The 16,407-nt window shown below is 57.6% G+C and carries 10 protein-coding genes; 7 read left to right on the forward strand and 3 right to left on the reverse strand.

Features of this window, described 5'->3' with window-relative positions; genetic code table 11:
- Positions 1-2: 2 nt before the first annotated feature.
- From ACUVSA_RS04555 to glpX, 7 genes are all read left to right on the forward strand, one after another.
- Entirely contained in the window at positions 3-1,739 is a 1,737-nt protein-coding gene (locus ACUVSA_RS04555; RefSeq protein ID WP_445893944.1) for a 4Fe-4S binding protein, read from the forward strand.
- A 100-nt stretch (positions 1,740-1,839) separates the two neighbouring features.
- Positions 1,840-3,024: a hypothetical protein gene (locus tag ACUVSA_RS04560; protein ID WP_445893945.1), complete on the forward strand. Its 1,185-nt coding sequence runs from the start codon at positions 1,840-1,842 to the stop codon at positions 3,022-3,024.
- Positions 3,025-3,105: 81 nt separating this feature from the next.
- A complete protein-coding gene (locus ACUVSA_RS04565; RefSeq protein WP_445893946.1) occupies positions 3,106-4,488 on the forward strand; it encodes a hypothetical protein in 1,383 nt (460 codons plus the stop codon).
- A 22-nt stretch (positions 4,489-4,510) separates the two neighbouring features.
- Positions 4,511-4,960 carry a (Fe-S)-binding protein gene (locus ACUVSA_RS04570; protein WP_445891035.1) on the forward strand — a complete coding sequence of 150 codons (450 nt, stop codon included), beginning with the start codon at positions 4,511-4,513 and terminating at the stop codon, positions 4,958-4,960.
- A 21-nt stretch (positions 4,961-4,981) separates the two neighbouring features.
- Positions 4,982-5,479 (forward strand): 4Fe-4S dicluster domain-containing protein, encoded by a 498-nt coding sequence (locus ACUVSA_RS04575; RefSeq protein WP_445893947.1) that lies wholly within the window; start codon positions 4,982-4,984, stop codon positions 5,477-5,479.
- On the forward strand, positions 5,472-8,606 hold the full coding sequence (locus tag ACUVSA_RS04580) for an FAD-dependent oxidoreductase (RefSeq protein WP_445893948.1): 3,135 nt from the start codon (positions 5,472-5,474) through the stop codon (positions 8,604-8,606). Before ACUVSA_RS04575 ends, ACUVSA_RS04580 begins: the two co-directional genes overlap by 8 nt.
- 42 nt (positions 8,607-8,648) lie before the next feature.
- On the forward strand, positions 8,649-9,632 hold the full coding sequence (gene glpX / locus ACUVSA_RS04585; RefSeq protein ID WP_445893985.1) for a class II fructose-bisphosphatase: 984 nt from the start codon (positions 8,649-8,651) through the stop codon (positions 9,630-9,632).
- A 155-nt stretch (positions 9,633-9,787) separates the two neighbouring features.
- On the opposite strand, the gene ACUVSA_RS04590 is transcribed toward glpX, so the two are convergent.
- The 3 genes from ACUVSA_RS04590 to ACUVSA_RS04600 form a co-directional block, all read right to left on the reverse strand.
- Entirely contained in the window at positions 9,788-11,287 is a 1,500-nt protein-coding gene (locus tag ACUVSA_RS04590) for a response regulator (protein ID WP_445893949.1), read from the reverse strand.
- Between the two features lie 370 nt (positions 11,288-11,657).
- Positions 11,658-12,548 (reverse strand): DMT family transporter, encoded by an 891-nt coding sequence (locus ACUVSA_RS04595; protein ID WP_445893950.1) that lies wholly within the window; start codon positions 12,546-12,548, stop codon positions 11,658-11,660.
- Positions 12,549-12,554: 6 nt separating this feature from the next.
- Positions 12,555-16,022 carry an HDOD domain-containing protein gene (locus ACUVSA_RS04600; RefSeq protein WP_445893951.1) on the reverse strand — a complete coding sequence of 1,156 codons (3,468 nt, stop codon included), beginning with the start codon at positions 16,020-16,022 and terminating at the stop codon, positions 12,555-12,557.
- Positions 16,023-16,407 lie beyond the last annotated feature (385 nt).

The following is a 16,407-nucleotide window of genomic DNA, read 5'->3' on the forward strand; positions in this document are numbered from 1 at the left end:
TCATGAAACAGTTTGAAGCAGTCGATATCCGGAATACCGCCTTGCAGATAGTGCTCTGCCGCTGTCCGGAACGGCACGGACATTTGGATCTGGATCAGGTGGCCCGGAAACTGGTTGCCGATGGGGTTTCGGTGCGTGTTGTGGATACCCTGTGCGATTACCGGACGTTTTCCCAGGAAGTTCTTGAGCCCTGCAGGCAGCACCAAAAACAGCTCATCCTCGGGGCCTGTTCTTTGAGCCTGATCGGCGAATTGTTGGAACAAACCTTGGGCCGGGAAACACATTCGGTGTGGAGCTTGATCGACCTCAAAGAAGTTCGCGACGCGACGGCCCTTTACGGCCTTCTTCGAGCGCGCCGATGTGCCGCGGAATATCCTGAATCCCTCAGGAGCTCAACGCCTCACCGCCTCGGCGCCGCTCGGTCTCTGTTTCGTCCCATCGGCGCCAAGGTTCCTTATCGTGCCCTGGTGGTGGGCGGTGGCGTTGGGGGCTGTCAAGCCGCTCTGGACCTTGCGGGGATGAACATTCCGGTCACATTGGTGGAAGCGGACGATTCTCTGGGCGGCAACATGGCCCGGCTGGATAAGACCTTTCCCACCCTGGACTGCTCCATCTGCATTCTGGGACCTCGTCTTGTGGACGCAGCGTCCCATCCCAACATCACGGTCTGGGCTTCCAGTCGAGTCAAGCGGATCAGTGGCCGCCCCGGTCATTTTCTTGCAGAAATCGAGCATCGTCCCCGGTACGTGGACATGACCCTGTGTTCGGGATGCGGAGCGTGCGCTGAAGTCTGTCCCGTCATTGTCCCCAGCGCCTGGAACGCTGGCCTTCGGCCTCGCAAGGCCATCGACATCGTTTTTGAGCAAGCGGTGCCCTTGCGCGCCGCCATTCAGAAAGCGTACTGCATCGAGTGTGGTTTGTGTGTCAGGGCATGTGAACGCCAGGCCATTCGCTTGGACGAAGAGCCCCGCATCAGCCGATTGCATGCGGCGGCCATCATCCTTTCAGAGGGGGCGCAGCTTTTCAACGCCGCGCATCTAGGCTCTTATGGTTACGGACGTTTTCCGGAAGTGGTCACCAACATGGAATTCGAACGCCTGGTCTGCGCCACAGGACCGACACACGGCGCTCTGATCACGCCCTTCGGTTCCAGGCCCAGATCGGTTGTTTTCATCCAATGCGCCGGCTCTCGAAACCGCCGTTTTCTTCCTTACTGTTCCGTGACATGCTGCACGGCGAGCATTAAAGAAGCCATGCTCGTCCTCGAACATGAACCGGAAGCTCAAGTGACCATCTTTTTCAACGACATCCGCACGGCAGGCAAAAGCTTTGAAAGCCTTCTGCTGCGGGCTCGGGAACGAGGCGTGCGTTTCGTCAAAGCCCTGCCGGATCGCGTAGAGCGGGCACAAGATCAGGGGCCGCTGACCGTCCATTACCGAAGTACCCCTACTTCAAAAGCGCACAGCCTTCAAGCGGACCTGGTGGTCTTAGCCGTGGGAGTGGTCGCGCCCGACGCGGATTCCCGGTGGGTGATGCGTTCGGCTCCTCAAAAAGACCGCTACGGCTTTTACCAAGAGGCCTTTTATTGGGGAGGCCAAACGCACAGTACTGTTCCGGGCATCTTTCTTGTCGGGGGATGCCATGGCCCCAGGGACATCACCCAAACCGTCACCGAAGGGTCCGCTGCCGCCGCGCACGTGGCCAAATGGCTGCGGCACATTTCGGGGCGTCGGGAATGAGCCATACACCATGACGCAAAGAACCGTTTCTTCCCTCGTGTGCTGCGGGTGCAGTTGCCTGTGTGACGACATCGATGTCGTGATCCAAAACGACCGCGTCATGGAGGTGGCAAACGCGTGTGCATGGGGAGCCGCGCGGTTTCTGGGATGGAAAAGGTTCAGCTCGTCGATGCCTCGAGCCCTTTGTGCCACCCATCGAAAGCGGAGTCGTCAGCGTCGTCAGGCCCTGCCGAGGCAGGATGCCGTCGCCGAATGTCGTGAGCATTTGTTTCATGCCCAACGCGTGGTGGTCTACGGGCTGAGTCAACTGTCCGTAGAATCCTTGGAATGCCTGATGCAGGGACTCCGCTGGTGGAAGACGCTATGGATTCCATCGGACGGTCTTCTTTTGGAAGCCTTTGTGAACCTCTATCGCTGGCACACGCCCGCGTCCACCACTCTGGAATGCGTTCGCAACAACGCGGACTTCGTTGTCTTTTGGGGAGCCAACCCCTTGCGAAGCGCTCCGAGACTTCTTGCGCGCTATATCCTCTTTCCACGGGGACGATTCACTGAAAGAGGGGTTGAAGATCGTGCGGCTTGGGCCGTGGATATTCAGACCACGGAAATGGCTCGCGTGACAAAACTTCTGTCGATTCCGCAGGATGCCGAAAGGGCTTTTCTTCAGACTTTGCACCAGGCAAGTTTTGAAGGGCCTGTGACATCGACGGCGGGCGTAGCCGACAAGGAGCTGAGGGCGTTCCTCAAGGATTTGAATAGGGCTCGATATCGCGTGTTTTTCTTGGGTCGCGGGCCCTTGTTTCACGCACATGGTTCGGCCGTGCTGGAGGGTCTGGCTGCGTGGGTGGAAAATCTCGGCGCCTTGGCTCCAACGTTTCTCCTGCCGATGCCTACGGATTTTAATAGTGCGGGGTTTTTGCTAGCCTTTTTAAGCTGCGGCGGTTTGGCCAATCCCTTATGGCACCTCCAGGGTGACCTGCACGGCTGGAACCCGCAACCCGGCGATCTCCTTTTGGCTTTGTCGGGAGACTGTTTCTGGTTTCTGAAAGAAGAGCAAAAACAGGCCGTTCAAAAACACCGCATTCCCGTGCTGGCCCTTTCGGCTTACGAAACCATGACCACGGCCGAAGCCGATGTGGTGATCGCCGTGGGGCTTCAGGGCTTGGAGGCTTCGGGTTTTGCGGTCCGTCTGGACGGCGTGTCGTTTTACGTCGAAAGGCTGTGGGACCGTGATCTGCCTTCGGATACGGTCGTGATGCAAGAACTTTTTGAATCATGGTCATAGGCGAGGAGCGATCGAATCCCGCTGGTCCGCGCACATGAGGATCCTCGGGAGCGGGTCGCTTCACATGGAGGACCGGTTCACTTGAGAACACGGCTCATTCAGTCCGGCACGGTTTACGATGTTACCTTGGGCTGTGAAGGGCAGATTCAAGACATCGCCGTGTGCGGGGACAGAATCATTGGCTTGGACGAGGTGGCCAGGGTGGACGAGGTCGTGGACGCCTCAGGTCTGGTGGTGACGCCCGCGGCGGTGGATTGCGCTGCCCACGTGGCTTTTCCCGGGGTATGGCATCTGCAGGCCTCAGGACTGTTTCCCGATACCGAAACCATCGCCCTTCGTTATGCTCAGAGGGGCTTCGGCCATGTTCACGAGAGCTGGACGACGGTGGAACATGCAGGCACAGTGCACAACGCGTGGGCTCGTGTGCCAAGCCTCAATGTCTCCATCGGCTTATGTCTGCCGCTCTATGACCTTATGGGGTGGATCGAAGCCCAGGACGTGAGGGCTGCGGGCACCGCCGTTGAACGTTTGTGTCAGGTCCTTGGGTTGCGAGGCTTGTATCTTCCGGAACCTCGGCTTCGTTTTCGAAATGAAGTCTATAAGCATCGAGAAAAATCGGCCGAGGACCTTCTCCCCTTTCTTCCCGAGGCCTTTGGGTCTCTTCAGGGACCTTTCATGGTGCCTGCAAGGGCTTTGGCCGACGAGGATGCCAAGGGATCCCTTTCCGGACTTCACGGACAACGGATCACGGAATTTTTGGAACAGGAAGCGCCGTGGTATCAGGCCGTGGATCAAGTGCTGCGGTCCGGCATCGGCGGCGATCTCGGCCTGCCGTGGCCCGAGAATGGGGTGCAGCTCAGCTGGCGATGTGAAACATCCGGAACCAAAGGGCACCGCTGGGATGTGGGAACACACCTTTTTCTTCAGGCTGAGCCGTTGCCGGAAAAAGACTTTCGAGACGATGAGGCGGCCATGGCGCTCATGCTCAAAGCCAAAGAGAAGGGCTGGGCCTTTTCGTGTCGACACGCCAACCTGGCGCTCGTACAGGACTGGAAAGGTTTGGTGGAAGCCGTTCTGAACGTGTGGACCATAAGGGACTGGCTTTTGGCCACGCGACTTCATGGCGCAAAAGCTTTGGGATTTGAGGACAAAGGGCACCTGCGTCCTGGAGCTCAGGCCGATGTCGCCATGTACCCACAGCCCGACGAGGACACACCTGCCAGCTGGGCGCAGGCCTTCAGCACATGCAAGCGCCTTTATATAAAGGGAAACCTGGTTTACGACGCTTCGCGCGGCGATCGCATCCTTCGGGCGAGAACCGAGCCCGTACAAAGCCCGAAAAAGCGAGATGTGAACCGGGAACTCCTGAGCGCATTTTTTGAGGGGCTCAGTTTGCGCCCTGAGACCCTGACCCGCCTGGTTGCCGGCCGAAGGCCTCGAACGGGTTGCGTCCCGACGGCCTAAGTCGGTAAGGGATTGAGCATCCATGAGGCAAAAGATTCTGGAGCACCTTCCCAAAACGGACTGCCAGATGTGCGGCATGACCTGTGCCGACTTTGCCGCCTTCCTTTTGTCCGGGGACTTGACCCCTCAGGAATGTCCGCTGCTTCAGGAAGATGCCTACTCAGCCCATAGGGAGGCTTTGGCGCAGATCTTGGCCGAGCTGGCGGCGCGAGCGAAATCGGGCCATTTGATCGACGGGGACAAATGCAACGGCTGCGGCATCTGCCTCACGGTGTGCGAATACAACGCCGCCAATGACCCGGAAAGCCGCCAAGGCAAAGGCCCCTATCCAAACGCCAAGGTGGTGCTGCGCATCGTCAACGGTCGGGTGGTTCTGGCCGATGAAACCCTGTGCACGCGACTGCTGCAAGCCGCGGACAAATGCACCAAATGTCAAGACCATTGCCCTACGCAAGCCATCGTGTTGGTGTGAAGGTGAGAAGAGGCGAGCCCCATGGAAGCGAAGGATGAAAAAACGGCCGTGAAGGTGGACCTTTTGAGCGGCGATTCCGGTTTTGCAGAAGAGGTGATGTCCGCTCCGGGCGGCGAAACCTTGTCTTTGTGTTATCAGTGCGGCACCTGCACAGGGTGTTGCCCGGTGAGTGCTGTGGACGAGGGGTTCAGCCCGGCACAGATCATTCAGTGGATTCGCCTGGGCCTTCGACAATGGGTTCTGGCTTCTTCCAAGATCTGGCTCTGTCTTCGATGCCATCGTTGCTCCTTTTATTGCCCTCAAGGCGTGCGATTTGCGGACATCAACGCCACCTTGAGGCATCTGGCTGTTCAGGAAGGACATGTGAGTGCCGTGATGGAGCCGCGTTTGTCGGCATTGGAATCCCATCTCAACCTTTTGCGTTGCGCCCTTATCGAACGGGCCTTGGACATTCCGGATGAGGCAACGATGGATTTGGATACTCTGATTCGAGAGGTTTCGAGGGACCTGAATGGTTAGTGTTCCATGTCGGCAGGAACGTTCCATCAATGGACCGCACCAGACCATTCTGGTTGTGGGCGGGGGTGTCGCCGGCATGCACGCGGCCTTGCAGGCAGCCGACATGGGCCACGACGTCGTGCTTTTGGAAAGAGACCTGGCATTGGGCGGTCACATGGCCCAGCTGGACAAGACTTATCCGACCCTGGACTGTTCCCTGTGCATTCTCTCCCCTCGGCTTCTTGCCATCGGTCGCCACCCGAAAATCCGCGTGTTGGTCCGGACCCGACTGGAGAGCGTGGAAGGCTCTGCCGGGCGTTTTTTCTGCTCCGTCGTCCGTGAGCCCACCTATGTCGAGGCTTCCCGGTGCATCGGTTGCGGCTCCTGTCAGCGGGCCTGTCCCGTGGAAAGGCCCGACCCTTACAATCTCAACCTCAGCCTCACCAAAGCCATTCGAATTCTTTACCCTCAAGCCTACCCCGCCGTTCCAGCCATCGATCCCACTCTATGTCGTCATTTTCAGGGCCAAACCTGCTCCCGGTGCGCGGAAGTCTGCCCCACGGGGGCCATTCATTTCGCGGATCAGCCCAAGGCACTGCACCTTCTGGCGGGAGCTTTGATTCTTGCCGGAGGCTTTGAACTTTTAGGCCCCGGCGATCTTCATGAACCCCAATGGCTCGATTCGCCGCACGTGCTGACCAATCTGGAGCTGGAACGGTTGTTGAGCGCCACAGGCCCGACGCGGGGCGTTCTGCACCCTTCGGGGTTGAAACAACCGCCTCGCCGTATCGTTTTTGCGCAGTGTGTGGGATCCCGGGATCCCCTGCATGGTGTAGCCTATTGTTCTGATTACTGTTGTGCCGCAGCTTTAAAGCAGATTCAATTAACGGCCGCCCTGTCCCATGTGGAACAGATTACACTGTGCGCCATGGACGTGCGAGCCCATGGAAGAGATTGCGAGCCGTTTTTTCGGCGGATTCAGGCTTTGGAAAAGGTTCACCTGGTGCATGGCAAGGTGGCTCGGATCGTTTCAAAGGGAGAAAACCAGGGCGTGGAAGTTTGGGCCGCGCACGGTGGTCTTTTGTGGCATAGTGAGGCGGACCTAGTGGTGCTGGCCGTGGGCATGCGCCCATCCCGGGACGCTGTGGATATTGCCCGCAACCTCGGCCTGCAGATGGACCCTCACGGTTTTGTTCGCATCAAAGAACACCACACAGTGCATACGACTTTGGACGGGGTCTATGCCTGCGGCACGTTCACGGGACCCAAAAGCATACCGTCCACGGTCCAGGAGGCGTGCGCGGCGGCTGTGGCGGCCAGCGCACGTTTGTCCGCAGAAACCAAAGCCCCAAGCCCCTCGCGGCTTGTTCCACAAACGCCGCTGCCCTCGGGGCGGAAGACCGATGAAGGTCATGAATCCTTGGGCCGCAGCGGAGCTCAAGGGGGCATCCAAGAATCCCTTCGCATCGGCGTGTTCGTGTGCCGATGCGGCACCAACATTGCCGGCGTTATCGATACCACCCAGCTTGTTCACCAGGCAAAGCGGCTTCCTCATGTCGTCTATGGCGCAGAAAACCTCTTTTCCTGTTCCCCGGATGCCACCTCGCGCCTTGCCAAGGTCATTGAGGAAAAGCACCTGAACCGCATCGTGGTGGCCGCCTGTTCCCCTCGAAGCCATCTTTCCCTCTTTCAAGATGTTTTGGCCAAGGCGGGGCTGCCTCCCGGCTATGTCCGCATGGTCAACATTCGCGAACAGGTTTCCTGGGTGCACAGGGACTGCCAGGAAAAGGCCCTGGAAAAAGCCCATTTTCTTTTGGCTGCGGCGGTTGCTCAAGTGCGTGCGGCCCAACCGGCGCAGGTTATGGACATTCCCATCGCCCCGTCTGCCCTGGTTTTGGGCAGTAGCGTTGCGGCGCTCACGGCTGCCCTGCGCCTGGCGGACAACGGCATTCAGGTTCTGGTGGCGGATTCAGGAGACACTTTAGGAGGCCGCCTGCCCCAGGCTTATTTCGGAGAACCCGAAACCAACCTGGATCGTTTGTACCGGCATTTTCTCAGCCGCATTCGCACGCAACCTCGGCTACGTGTGTCTCTGAACACACGTCTTATCGACTGTCGAGGAAGCCTTGGCCATTTTCAGGTGGAACTGCATCGCCGGCCTCGCCATACCGAGGGTGACGCCGAAAAGATGCAAGAAACCTTTGGAACCATTCTCATTGCCGTAGGGGCCCAGGTGTGGAAGCCGGTGAACCTTTTTCATTACGGCACCGTTCCACAGGTGATGACCCAGGAAGAACTGGCGGAAGCCTTAGTCCAGGGGCGTTTAGATTTACGGCGGGCTCGCCGTGTGCTGATGATTCAATGCGTGGGCTCTCGAAACGACGAACGCCCCTACTGCAGCCGTACGTGCTGTCGGCAGGCCGTCTCCCATGCTTTGGAACTCAAGAAACGCCATCCGCATTTGACCATCACCGTTTTGCATCGCGATATGCGCACTTACGGCCTCGCGGAACTCAGCTACCAGAACGCCCGTCGCATGGGCATTCAGTTCATGCGTTACGACGAAAAAAGGCTACCGCGTTTGGAACCAAACCGCTTTGGCCGACGCGAGACGGTGGATGTGTATTGGGACGATCCCGACGCCAAGTGCTCTTTTCACGAACGGGCCGATCTCGTCGTCCTCAGCACAGCCACGGTGCCCAGCCCCGAAAATCAACACATCGCTTCCATCTTACGAGTGCCGCTCAGTGCAGCTGGTTTTTTCATGGAACGGCATGTGAAGCTGGCGCCCGTGGAAACTGCCGTGGAAGGCATTTTCATCGCCGGCCAATGTCATTCGCCAAAGACTGTTGAGGAAGCCTTGGTCCAAGGCGACGCGGCGGCGTCAAAGATGCTCGCCGTTTACCGACAGGGTCTTGTGCGGCGCCCTGCGTTTGTGGCGACCATCGATGCCGGCCGTTGCCGCCGATGTCTTAGCTGTGCCGCAGTCTGCCCGGCTCAAGCTATTCGCGTGCCGTTCGTGGGACCCTTACGTCTGGACCCGGCAGCGTGCCGCGGCTGCGGCCTATGCGCCGCGGAATGCCCGGCCGGCGCCATCGATCTGGCGGGAGCCGAGAACAACGGTTTGCTCCAGAGCATGCTCTATTAAAAACTGTGACGAAGAGAGGTTCGCAAGGAGTTCACAATGCAGATGGAAGCACCGGAGAGGAATTTGGGACTGGACCTGGTTCGTGTTACAGAAGCGGCTGCGCTGGCTGCGGCTCGATGGCTCGGCCGAGGGGATGGCAAAGCCGGAGACAAGGCCGCTGTGGACGCTATGAGGCTCAGTTTTAACGCGGTGGATATTGACGGCGTTGTGGTGATCGGTGAAGGGGAAAAAGACAAAGCGCCCATGCTTTACAACGGGGAAAAACTTGGCACGGGGCGAGGCCCCAAGGTGGATGTGGCTGTGGACCCCGTCGAGGGGACGCGTCTGCTGGCCCACGGTCGTCCCAACGCCATTTCCGTCGTCGCCATGGCCCCACAGGGTTCCATGTTCAACCCGGGTCCTGCATTCTATATGAACAAACTGGCTGTTCCCGCCGCGGCGCGCGATGCCATCGATTTGGATGCCTCTCCGGAGGATAATCTGAAAAACATTGCCAAGGCCCTGGGCAAGGACGTGGGTGACCTGACCGTCTTTGTCTTGGACAAGCCGCGCCACAAGGAACTCATCGCCCACATTCGTAAGGCCGGTGCTCGCATCCAACTGCACACCGACGGTGATGTGGCCGGAGCCCTCATGGCCGTGCTGCCGGAAACGTCCGTGGATGTGATGATGGGCACGGGAGGGACACCCGAAGGTGTCTTGGCCGCCGCGGCCATCAAGGTGGTGGGGGGCGAACTCCTGGGGCGGCTGGACCCGCAATCAGCGGCAGAAAAGGAAGCGCTGCTCAAAGCGGGCTACGATCTCCACCGAGTGCTTCGCACCCACGACTTGATTCGCAGCGAGGATGTTTTGTTTGCGGCTACCGGCATCAGTGGGGGCGACTTTCTTCCAGGAGTGCGCTTTACAGGCCGAGGCGCCGTGACCAATTCCTTGGTGATGCGCGGCAAGACAGGGACCGTTCGCCGCATCGAAGCCTTTCATTCCTTTGAACAGCTCATGCAAATCAGCGCCATCAGTTATGATTGAGGAGGCGAAAGGGCGTGGCAAAACCATTTTCGGGCGTGTTTCTGTCCTGTGCGGTGCATCGACAAGGCCGGAGGTGAAAAGGATCTCTGCCCTGGCATCAATCGAAGAGCTGCGCACTCGGCCTCGCGCAAAGGTGTCAGAAGAAAAACAGCATGTCAGGGAAGTTGGCTTGATTCAGCCGACATCGAGGGAAAGTTTTGCGGCTCGACTTCACGCTCATGAAATCTCGGCAAGCAGATGGTGAAGACTGCACAGGGCTCTTCCCAGGAAAAATTGAGGACTCCGCCCATGGAGCGGATCAGGCGATAGCTGAGAGGCAAACCGATGGTCTGGCCTCCTTCGTCAAAGGGCAGAAACAAAGCGTCAGGATGCGTCACCACGGGTTTGCGGCATGGGTTTTGGAAACGAATGATCACATGCTGAGCGCTGTGGTAAGCCCGCACCATGAGCTCGTCACCTTTTTGCATGGCTTGGACGGCGTTTCGCACCAAATTGATAAAGACCTGCAATAGAGCGTTGGCATCCACGGGCAAAGGCTCCAGGCCGGGTTCCACCTCCAATCGGCACCTCATGCCCTTTCTTTCCAGTTCCAAACCCATGAGCTCCTTGCAACGGCGTAGAATTTCTTCCACAGAGTGTTGGCCCACTGAGATATCCACCGGCGAAAGATAATTGCGAATCCGGTCCAGGATCCTCTCCAGCCTTCGGCATTCGTCCAAAATGATGGACGCCTCCGAAGCTTCTGGATACCGGTTGAGCAACCGCCGCGCAAAGCCTCCGATGGCCACCAAGGGGTTTCGAATCTCATGGGCCACTTCTGCCGCCACGGCCCCCAGAGTCTTGAGCTTTTCTCTTTGAACGAGCGCTTTTTCCAGGAGCACGCGATCGGTGATATCCACCGCAATGCCTTCCAGTTGCTTGAGGCGATCGCGTCGTGCCGGACTGGCGGGGACAAAGGTCTTTATCAGGCAATGCAACACATGCCCTTCGCGATGCCTAAGCCGGCATTCCAAAAAACCCGCATCGCTCAGGCCGTCGAAAACCGCAGCAACATGATCGACGAGCCGATCGCGATCCTCTTCCACCACGCGCTCCAAAAGCCATCCTTTTCGGTCCAGCACCTCCGAAGGGTCCAAACCCAGAACCGTTTGGCATGCTCGATTGATGAAGCTCAAACTGAAATCTTTTCGCAGAGAAAAAATCAACATCGGTGCATGCTGCACCAGATCCGCGTAGCGCTGCTCGGCCTGGCGAATCCTGTCGCGAAAGGCTTGTCTTTCCCGATGCCTTCGAAGGCACATGAAGACGTCTTCAATACTGAAAGGCTTGCGAATGAAATCGGCCACACCCATTTGGATGGCTTGCACCGCGTTGTCAATGGTCCCGTAACCAGTCATGATGACGACATCGAGGTGAGGGTTTCGCGCTTTGAGCCGTCCCATAAGCTCAAGGCCGCTCATGCTCGGCAGCTGGATGTCGAGAAAAGCCAAGGAACAATCGTTGGTTTCAGCCAGGGCCAAAGCTTCCATAGGATGCGAGGTTAAAAGAGGGCTGCAGCCTTCTCCTCGAAGCACTTCCCCCATGATTTCCAAAACACTGGGGTCGTCGTCGACAACCAAGACGTTTCGTGCCGTTGAAGAAGGGTCGTCGTGCATCGGTGCCTCCCTTCCTGTCTGTCCTTTGGAATCCATAGGATTCAAGGCATTGCCGGGTGGGGATCACGCCAAACGAACTTTTTTTCATTTTTATTCATGATGCCGATAAAAAAAAGGGGGACGGGAGCATTTTTTCTGAGAGCGTGTCCGAGCCGTGGTTTTCTTCTCCAACGACGCTATCGACACGCCATCAAGGAGGGAGTGCGTTGTCGGGATCCGACTCTCGCGGGCCGCCCAGAAGCCGATCGATTAAATAGATTGGCAAGGGCATGCCTTTGAAGCAAGGCGGGATATGGGGGATTTCCCTTGTCGGATTGGCGCCAATCCGGCTGGACATCGATAGGGTTGTCACATTTGAAAAGGCGCATCATCAAGGGTCGCCACGAACCGGTTCAGCGCGATTGGTGAGGGTCACGCCGAGGCATACGGCCAAGGCTCCCACAATCAAGGAGACCTCCACCTGTTCCCCTAGAAAAAGGACAGCCATCACCACAGCGCTCAAGGGCACCAAGTTGATGAAAACGCCGGCCCTGGCGGGTCCGATGGCTTGAATACCTTCGTAATACCAACGAAATCCTAGAAACGATCCGAAAAAGCCCAGATAAAACATACCGACCCATGAAGATAGGCTGAAGCTGAAAAGCTGTGACCAAACCCCTTCGGCGCTGGCTGGAATCGCCAACAGCAGGGTACCCACCAGGCACCAATAGGCCACGGCGATTTCCGGTGAAACCGCCTGCATGACCCTTTTTCCCATCAAGGAATGGGCCGCCCAGCTGGCCACGCACCCCAAAATCAGTATATCCCCCAAGCCGACGCCGCCGTGCCACAGAATCCACGGGTGGCCTTTGGAGATGACAACAACGGCCCCAAAGACTGAAAGGACAATCCCTGCGCATCGCACGGCGCCCAAGCGTTCCTTGAAAAGGACGGCGGAGAAGAGGGCGATCAAGGCGGGATTGCTGGCGATGATGAGCGAAGCGCGGCGTGCCGGAATGGGCTTCAGGCCGGAAAAGAAAAACGCGTTGTAGGCAAAGATTCCCGTCAAACCCAAGATGGCGAAAGCCCGCCAATGGTGCGATGGGAAAGACGTCAGGCGGCCTCGGCTTAAAAGAAAGCCGAACAGGAAGAAAGAGGCCCAAATAAAGCGGAGAAAAGCTGCCGTAAAAGGCGGCACTTCACCGGCGATCATTCTTCCGGCAATGATGGTGCCTCCCCATAAAACGGCCGTCATGGTGAGTTTGAGATAGACCGTGCCCATGGAGGGTCAGGATTCTCGCTTCATGAGACGGTGCATGAACTCTCTGTCTTCTTCGGAAACGTTTTCGAAACGCACGCCGATCAGATAGGATCCGCCGTGACCGTTGGTGGCGTTCACTCGAGACCACACCACTCGCCCCATGAGGCGCCTTTGCTCTTCAGAACCCGCTTTCAGGTTCACACAAACCACTTCCTCTGGATTCACAGGCACTTGGCAGTCAATAAGCGCCCCCTCTTCACTAAGATTTTTCGTCGTGGCCCAGAAAGAGGTTTCAGCAAGCTCCACCGCCACAGCATGTTGCACGCATTTTCTTTCAAAACGGCGCCGGTCCTTCTTATGCACGATCCGAAGAAGGGTTTCTCGGAGCTTTCGAATGGTAAAAGGTTTCGTGATCACGGCGGCAAAGCCAAAATCCGCATAACGCTCAATCATTTCGTCCTGAACATACCCGCTGGAGACGATGGCCTTAACTTTCGGGTCCAAAGCACGCATCCCTTCCAGAGCCTCCCGGGCTCCTATGCCTCCTCGAACGGTGAGGTCCAAAATGACGGCGTCAAAGGGCCTTCCACTCTTTAAGGCCGCTTCATACTTTTGCACAGCTTCCAGGCCTTCCGCGGCCATCTCCGTTTCGTAACCCAGATGCGTCAACATTTCTTGAACGATGGTACGGACTGTTTCCTCATCGTCCATGATCAAGATGCGACCTTGGCTTTTCTGGAGTGTTTCCGCGTTGTGCTCGACCGGTGACGGCACTGTATTCGCCACTGGAAGATAGATGTGAAAAGTCGTTCCCTTGCCTTCCTCCGATTCCACCGTCACGCATCCCCCGTGACGCTTCATGACGGAGTAGACGATGGCCAGGCCGAGTCCTGTCCCTCTCTCGCTGGTGCGGTCTTTGGTGGTAAAGTAAGGGTCGAAAATGCGGTCCAGGTATTCGGCCTTAATGCCCGTACCTTCGTCACGAAACGCCACGTGCACATAGGCTCCATCGGGCACAGGCAAGCCCGAGGTCTCCGTGACCTCCACGTTCTTCGCCGAAATCCATACCGCCCCTCCGTTGGGCATGGCCTGTTTGGCATTGATCAACAAATTGCTGATCACCTGATGCATCTGGGCCACGTCCACATTCACCGGGCGCAAATCCTCGGGAAGATCGAAATGGATCTTGACGTTGGATCCGGAAAGCACGAAATTGGCGCCCTCTCGAATAAGACCGCCTAAGTCCGTCGTTTTCTTTGTGGAAACTCCCCCTCTGGCCAGGCTCAACAATTGCTGCGTCAAATCCCTGGCGCGATGCACGCCCTTTTCGGCCTCCGCCAGCCGTCGTTCCATCTTTTCCGGCTCGTTGACAAACATGCGGGCAAGGTTCAGGTTGCCCAAAATACTCATCATGATGTTGTTGAAATCATGTGCGATCCCTCCGGCCAGAATCCGTAGGGAGTCCAGCTTTCGAGCGCGAAGGACCTCTGCTTCCATCTTCTTTTGATAGGTCAGGTCTCGAACGGCAAAAATGACTCCCAGATTTTGCCCCTCGACATCGGTAATGGGCGCTCCGCACAGGGCCACGGGCTTGCGCGAACCGTCTCGAGCCACCAGGGCCAGTTCGTTGGCGTATTCCACCGGCCCACCCTTCTTGAGAACTTGTGCCACAGGGTCTGGCAAGGGTTCTTCGTCAGGGGTGCGGAGGAGCCGTAACAGTTCCATGGCCGGTTTTCCTATGGCGTCCTGCGCATCCCACCCGGTGAGCTTGGCGGCCGCTTCGTTGAAAAGAACCACCCGACCTTTCGTATCCGTGGCCATGACGGCTTCCGCAATGCTTTGAAGCGTCACAGCCAAGCGCTCTTTTTCGTCCCTATAGCGAGCCTGGGCTTCTCGCAGCTCTTTCATGGCGCGGCCCGCCTGCGCCAAGGCGGCGGAAAGCTTGTCATTCAGGTCCCGGGACTGTTCCACCAGTCGTATCTGGCGCACGGCGGACGAGAGCACACGGCCTAGTTTTTCATAAACGGCAAGGGATCGAGCCGCGTCCGCTGCCTCCTCATGAAGGCCTTCCTCATGAAGGATGGCTTCTCCTAGCACCAGATCGTCCACAACAATGGGCACGGCAATATAAGGCGGATGGTACTGCACGCGGCGGTCCATGACCGTTCCCCCCGCCGTGAAGCTGTAGCGTTTGCGGAATCCGCTCAGAAGCTGGCGCATTTCGAAGGGGATACCATTCAGGGCCTCCCGGCCATTGCTCCCCTCCTTGAACAAGGTGAAGGAGCGCGGTGCATCGTGGGTTTTCCACCAGGATCCGTAAAGCGTGGGTCCCGCATCGTCCCACACGTAGACCACGCCGTGATCCACCCCCAAAGCCTCCGCCACTCGCCCTGCTGCCTCTTCCAGCATGGTGGAAATATCCGTAAGAGCGGGAAGCACGGCCTCCAAAGCCTCCAACGCTTCCCGCTCACGGTCACTGCGGCGCACATTTTCCAACCGCAACCCCTTGGACGCCATTCGGCTCAAATGTTGATTGGCCCGCTGAAGGGCACTAAAATAAAAAGACAACTCATCCTGTTCAAAATCCAGCAGAGCGGTTCTGGCGCTGTAGCGTTTGGCAATGCGGCTTTTGATGTGATCGCAGTCCGAAAGGGTGAGTCCGAAATGGGCCAGGAGTGCTGGGTCGGGGCTGCGGAACAACTCGACGGCCACGGCGTCCGCCATCAGTTCATGCACCACGTGGTCGGACAGGTTGACCAAAAGGCTCAATTCTCGAATCTCAGGGTCCGCAATATCCATTAAAGCCAAAACATCCGGACCGTGGTGGTGCCACCACAAAGGAAAACTGAGGATGGGCGGCAGGTCCCACTTTTCCGCGAGCCAGCGGGCCACCGTGGCATGGTCGACACCCAACAGGTCCTGTTCCGCCTCGGCCATGGCCACACCGCGTTCGCGAGCGACCTTTTCCACCTCTTGATAGGTCTCCGCCGAGCATTCCATAAAAAGCAGCTTGCCCACATCGTGCAGAAGCCCCAAAACGAAAGCTTCCGAAGACCTCTTGGGCAGCACCTTTTCCGCAAACAACTCACAACACACCGCGCATGCCAGGGAATGTTCCCACAGAGCCTGCTGATCCTTTCGGGCCCTGCGCCGCAATTCCTTGATGAGGGATTCGGAAACGGTCACGCTGAGTAGCATGCAGCGAAGCTGTTTCATACCAAGCAGCGTTACCGCCCTGTGCAGCGTGGTCACTTTCTTGGAAAATCCATAGTAACTGGAATTGACCAGGCGCAGAAGCTTCATGGCCAGACCCTGGTCCGTTTCCAGAAGCTTGACCACGCGCTCCATATCCGGCCGTGCTTGGGTTAAGGCATTGAGGATATTCGTAGCGACGGCGGGCGCCGAGGGGAGAGTCTCCAGGGTCCGAATCACTTTGCGCACTTCGTCCCGAAGAGACCCGTTGGCAGTTCCCGAGCCTATTTTCCTCTCGGTCATCAAGATTACCCTCTGCAAGAGTCCTCAGCTGATGGTTCCTCTCACGCCTCCTTCCTTTATTCGGCAACCGGGATAAGGAACACAAGAAAAAAATCGGCAAGAACCAACACTCGGCTCTTGCCGGTATCCCCTTTGGACCCATGGTGGATCAAAAGAATCCAGAAGGTGGGGCACTGGATCAAAAAGACTCACCCCTGCGGCCATGAAAAGGTCAAGGGCACGGTTCATTGGGCATCTTCAATGTTCGCGCAGCGCTTAAAGAGATGTGGAGTTGGAGAGAGAGAGCGAAGTGCAGATAACCCTCAACGGAGTGGCCCTTTCCCCTGGCGCGTTTTTTGATATGATGTATGCGTCGAAGAACCCTCGCAGGCATGCTCGAACAGGC

It is taken from the genome of Desulfosoma sp., from assembly GCF_052743555.1.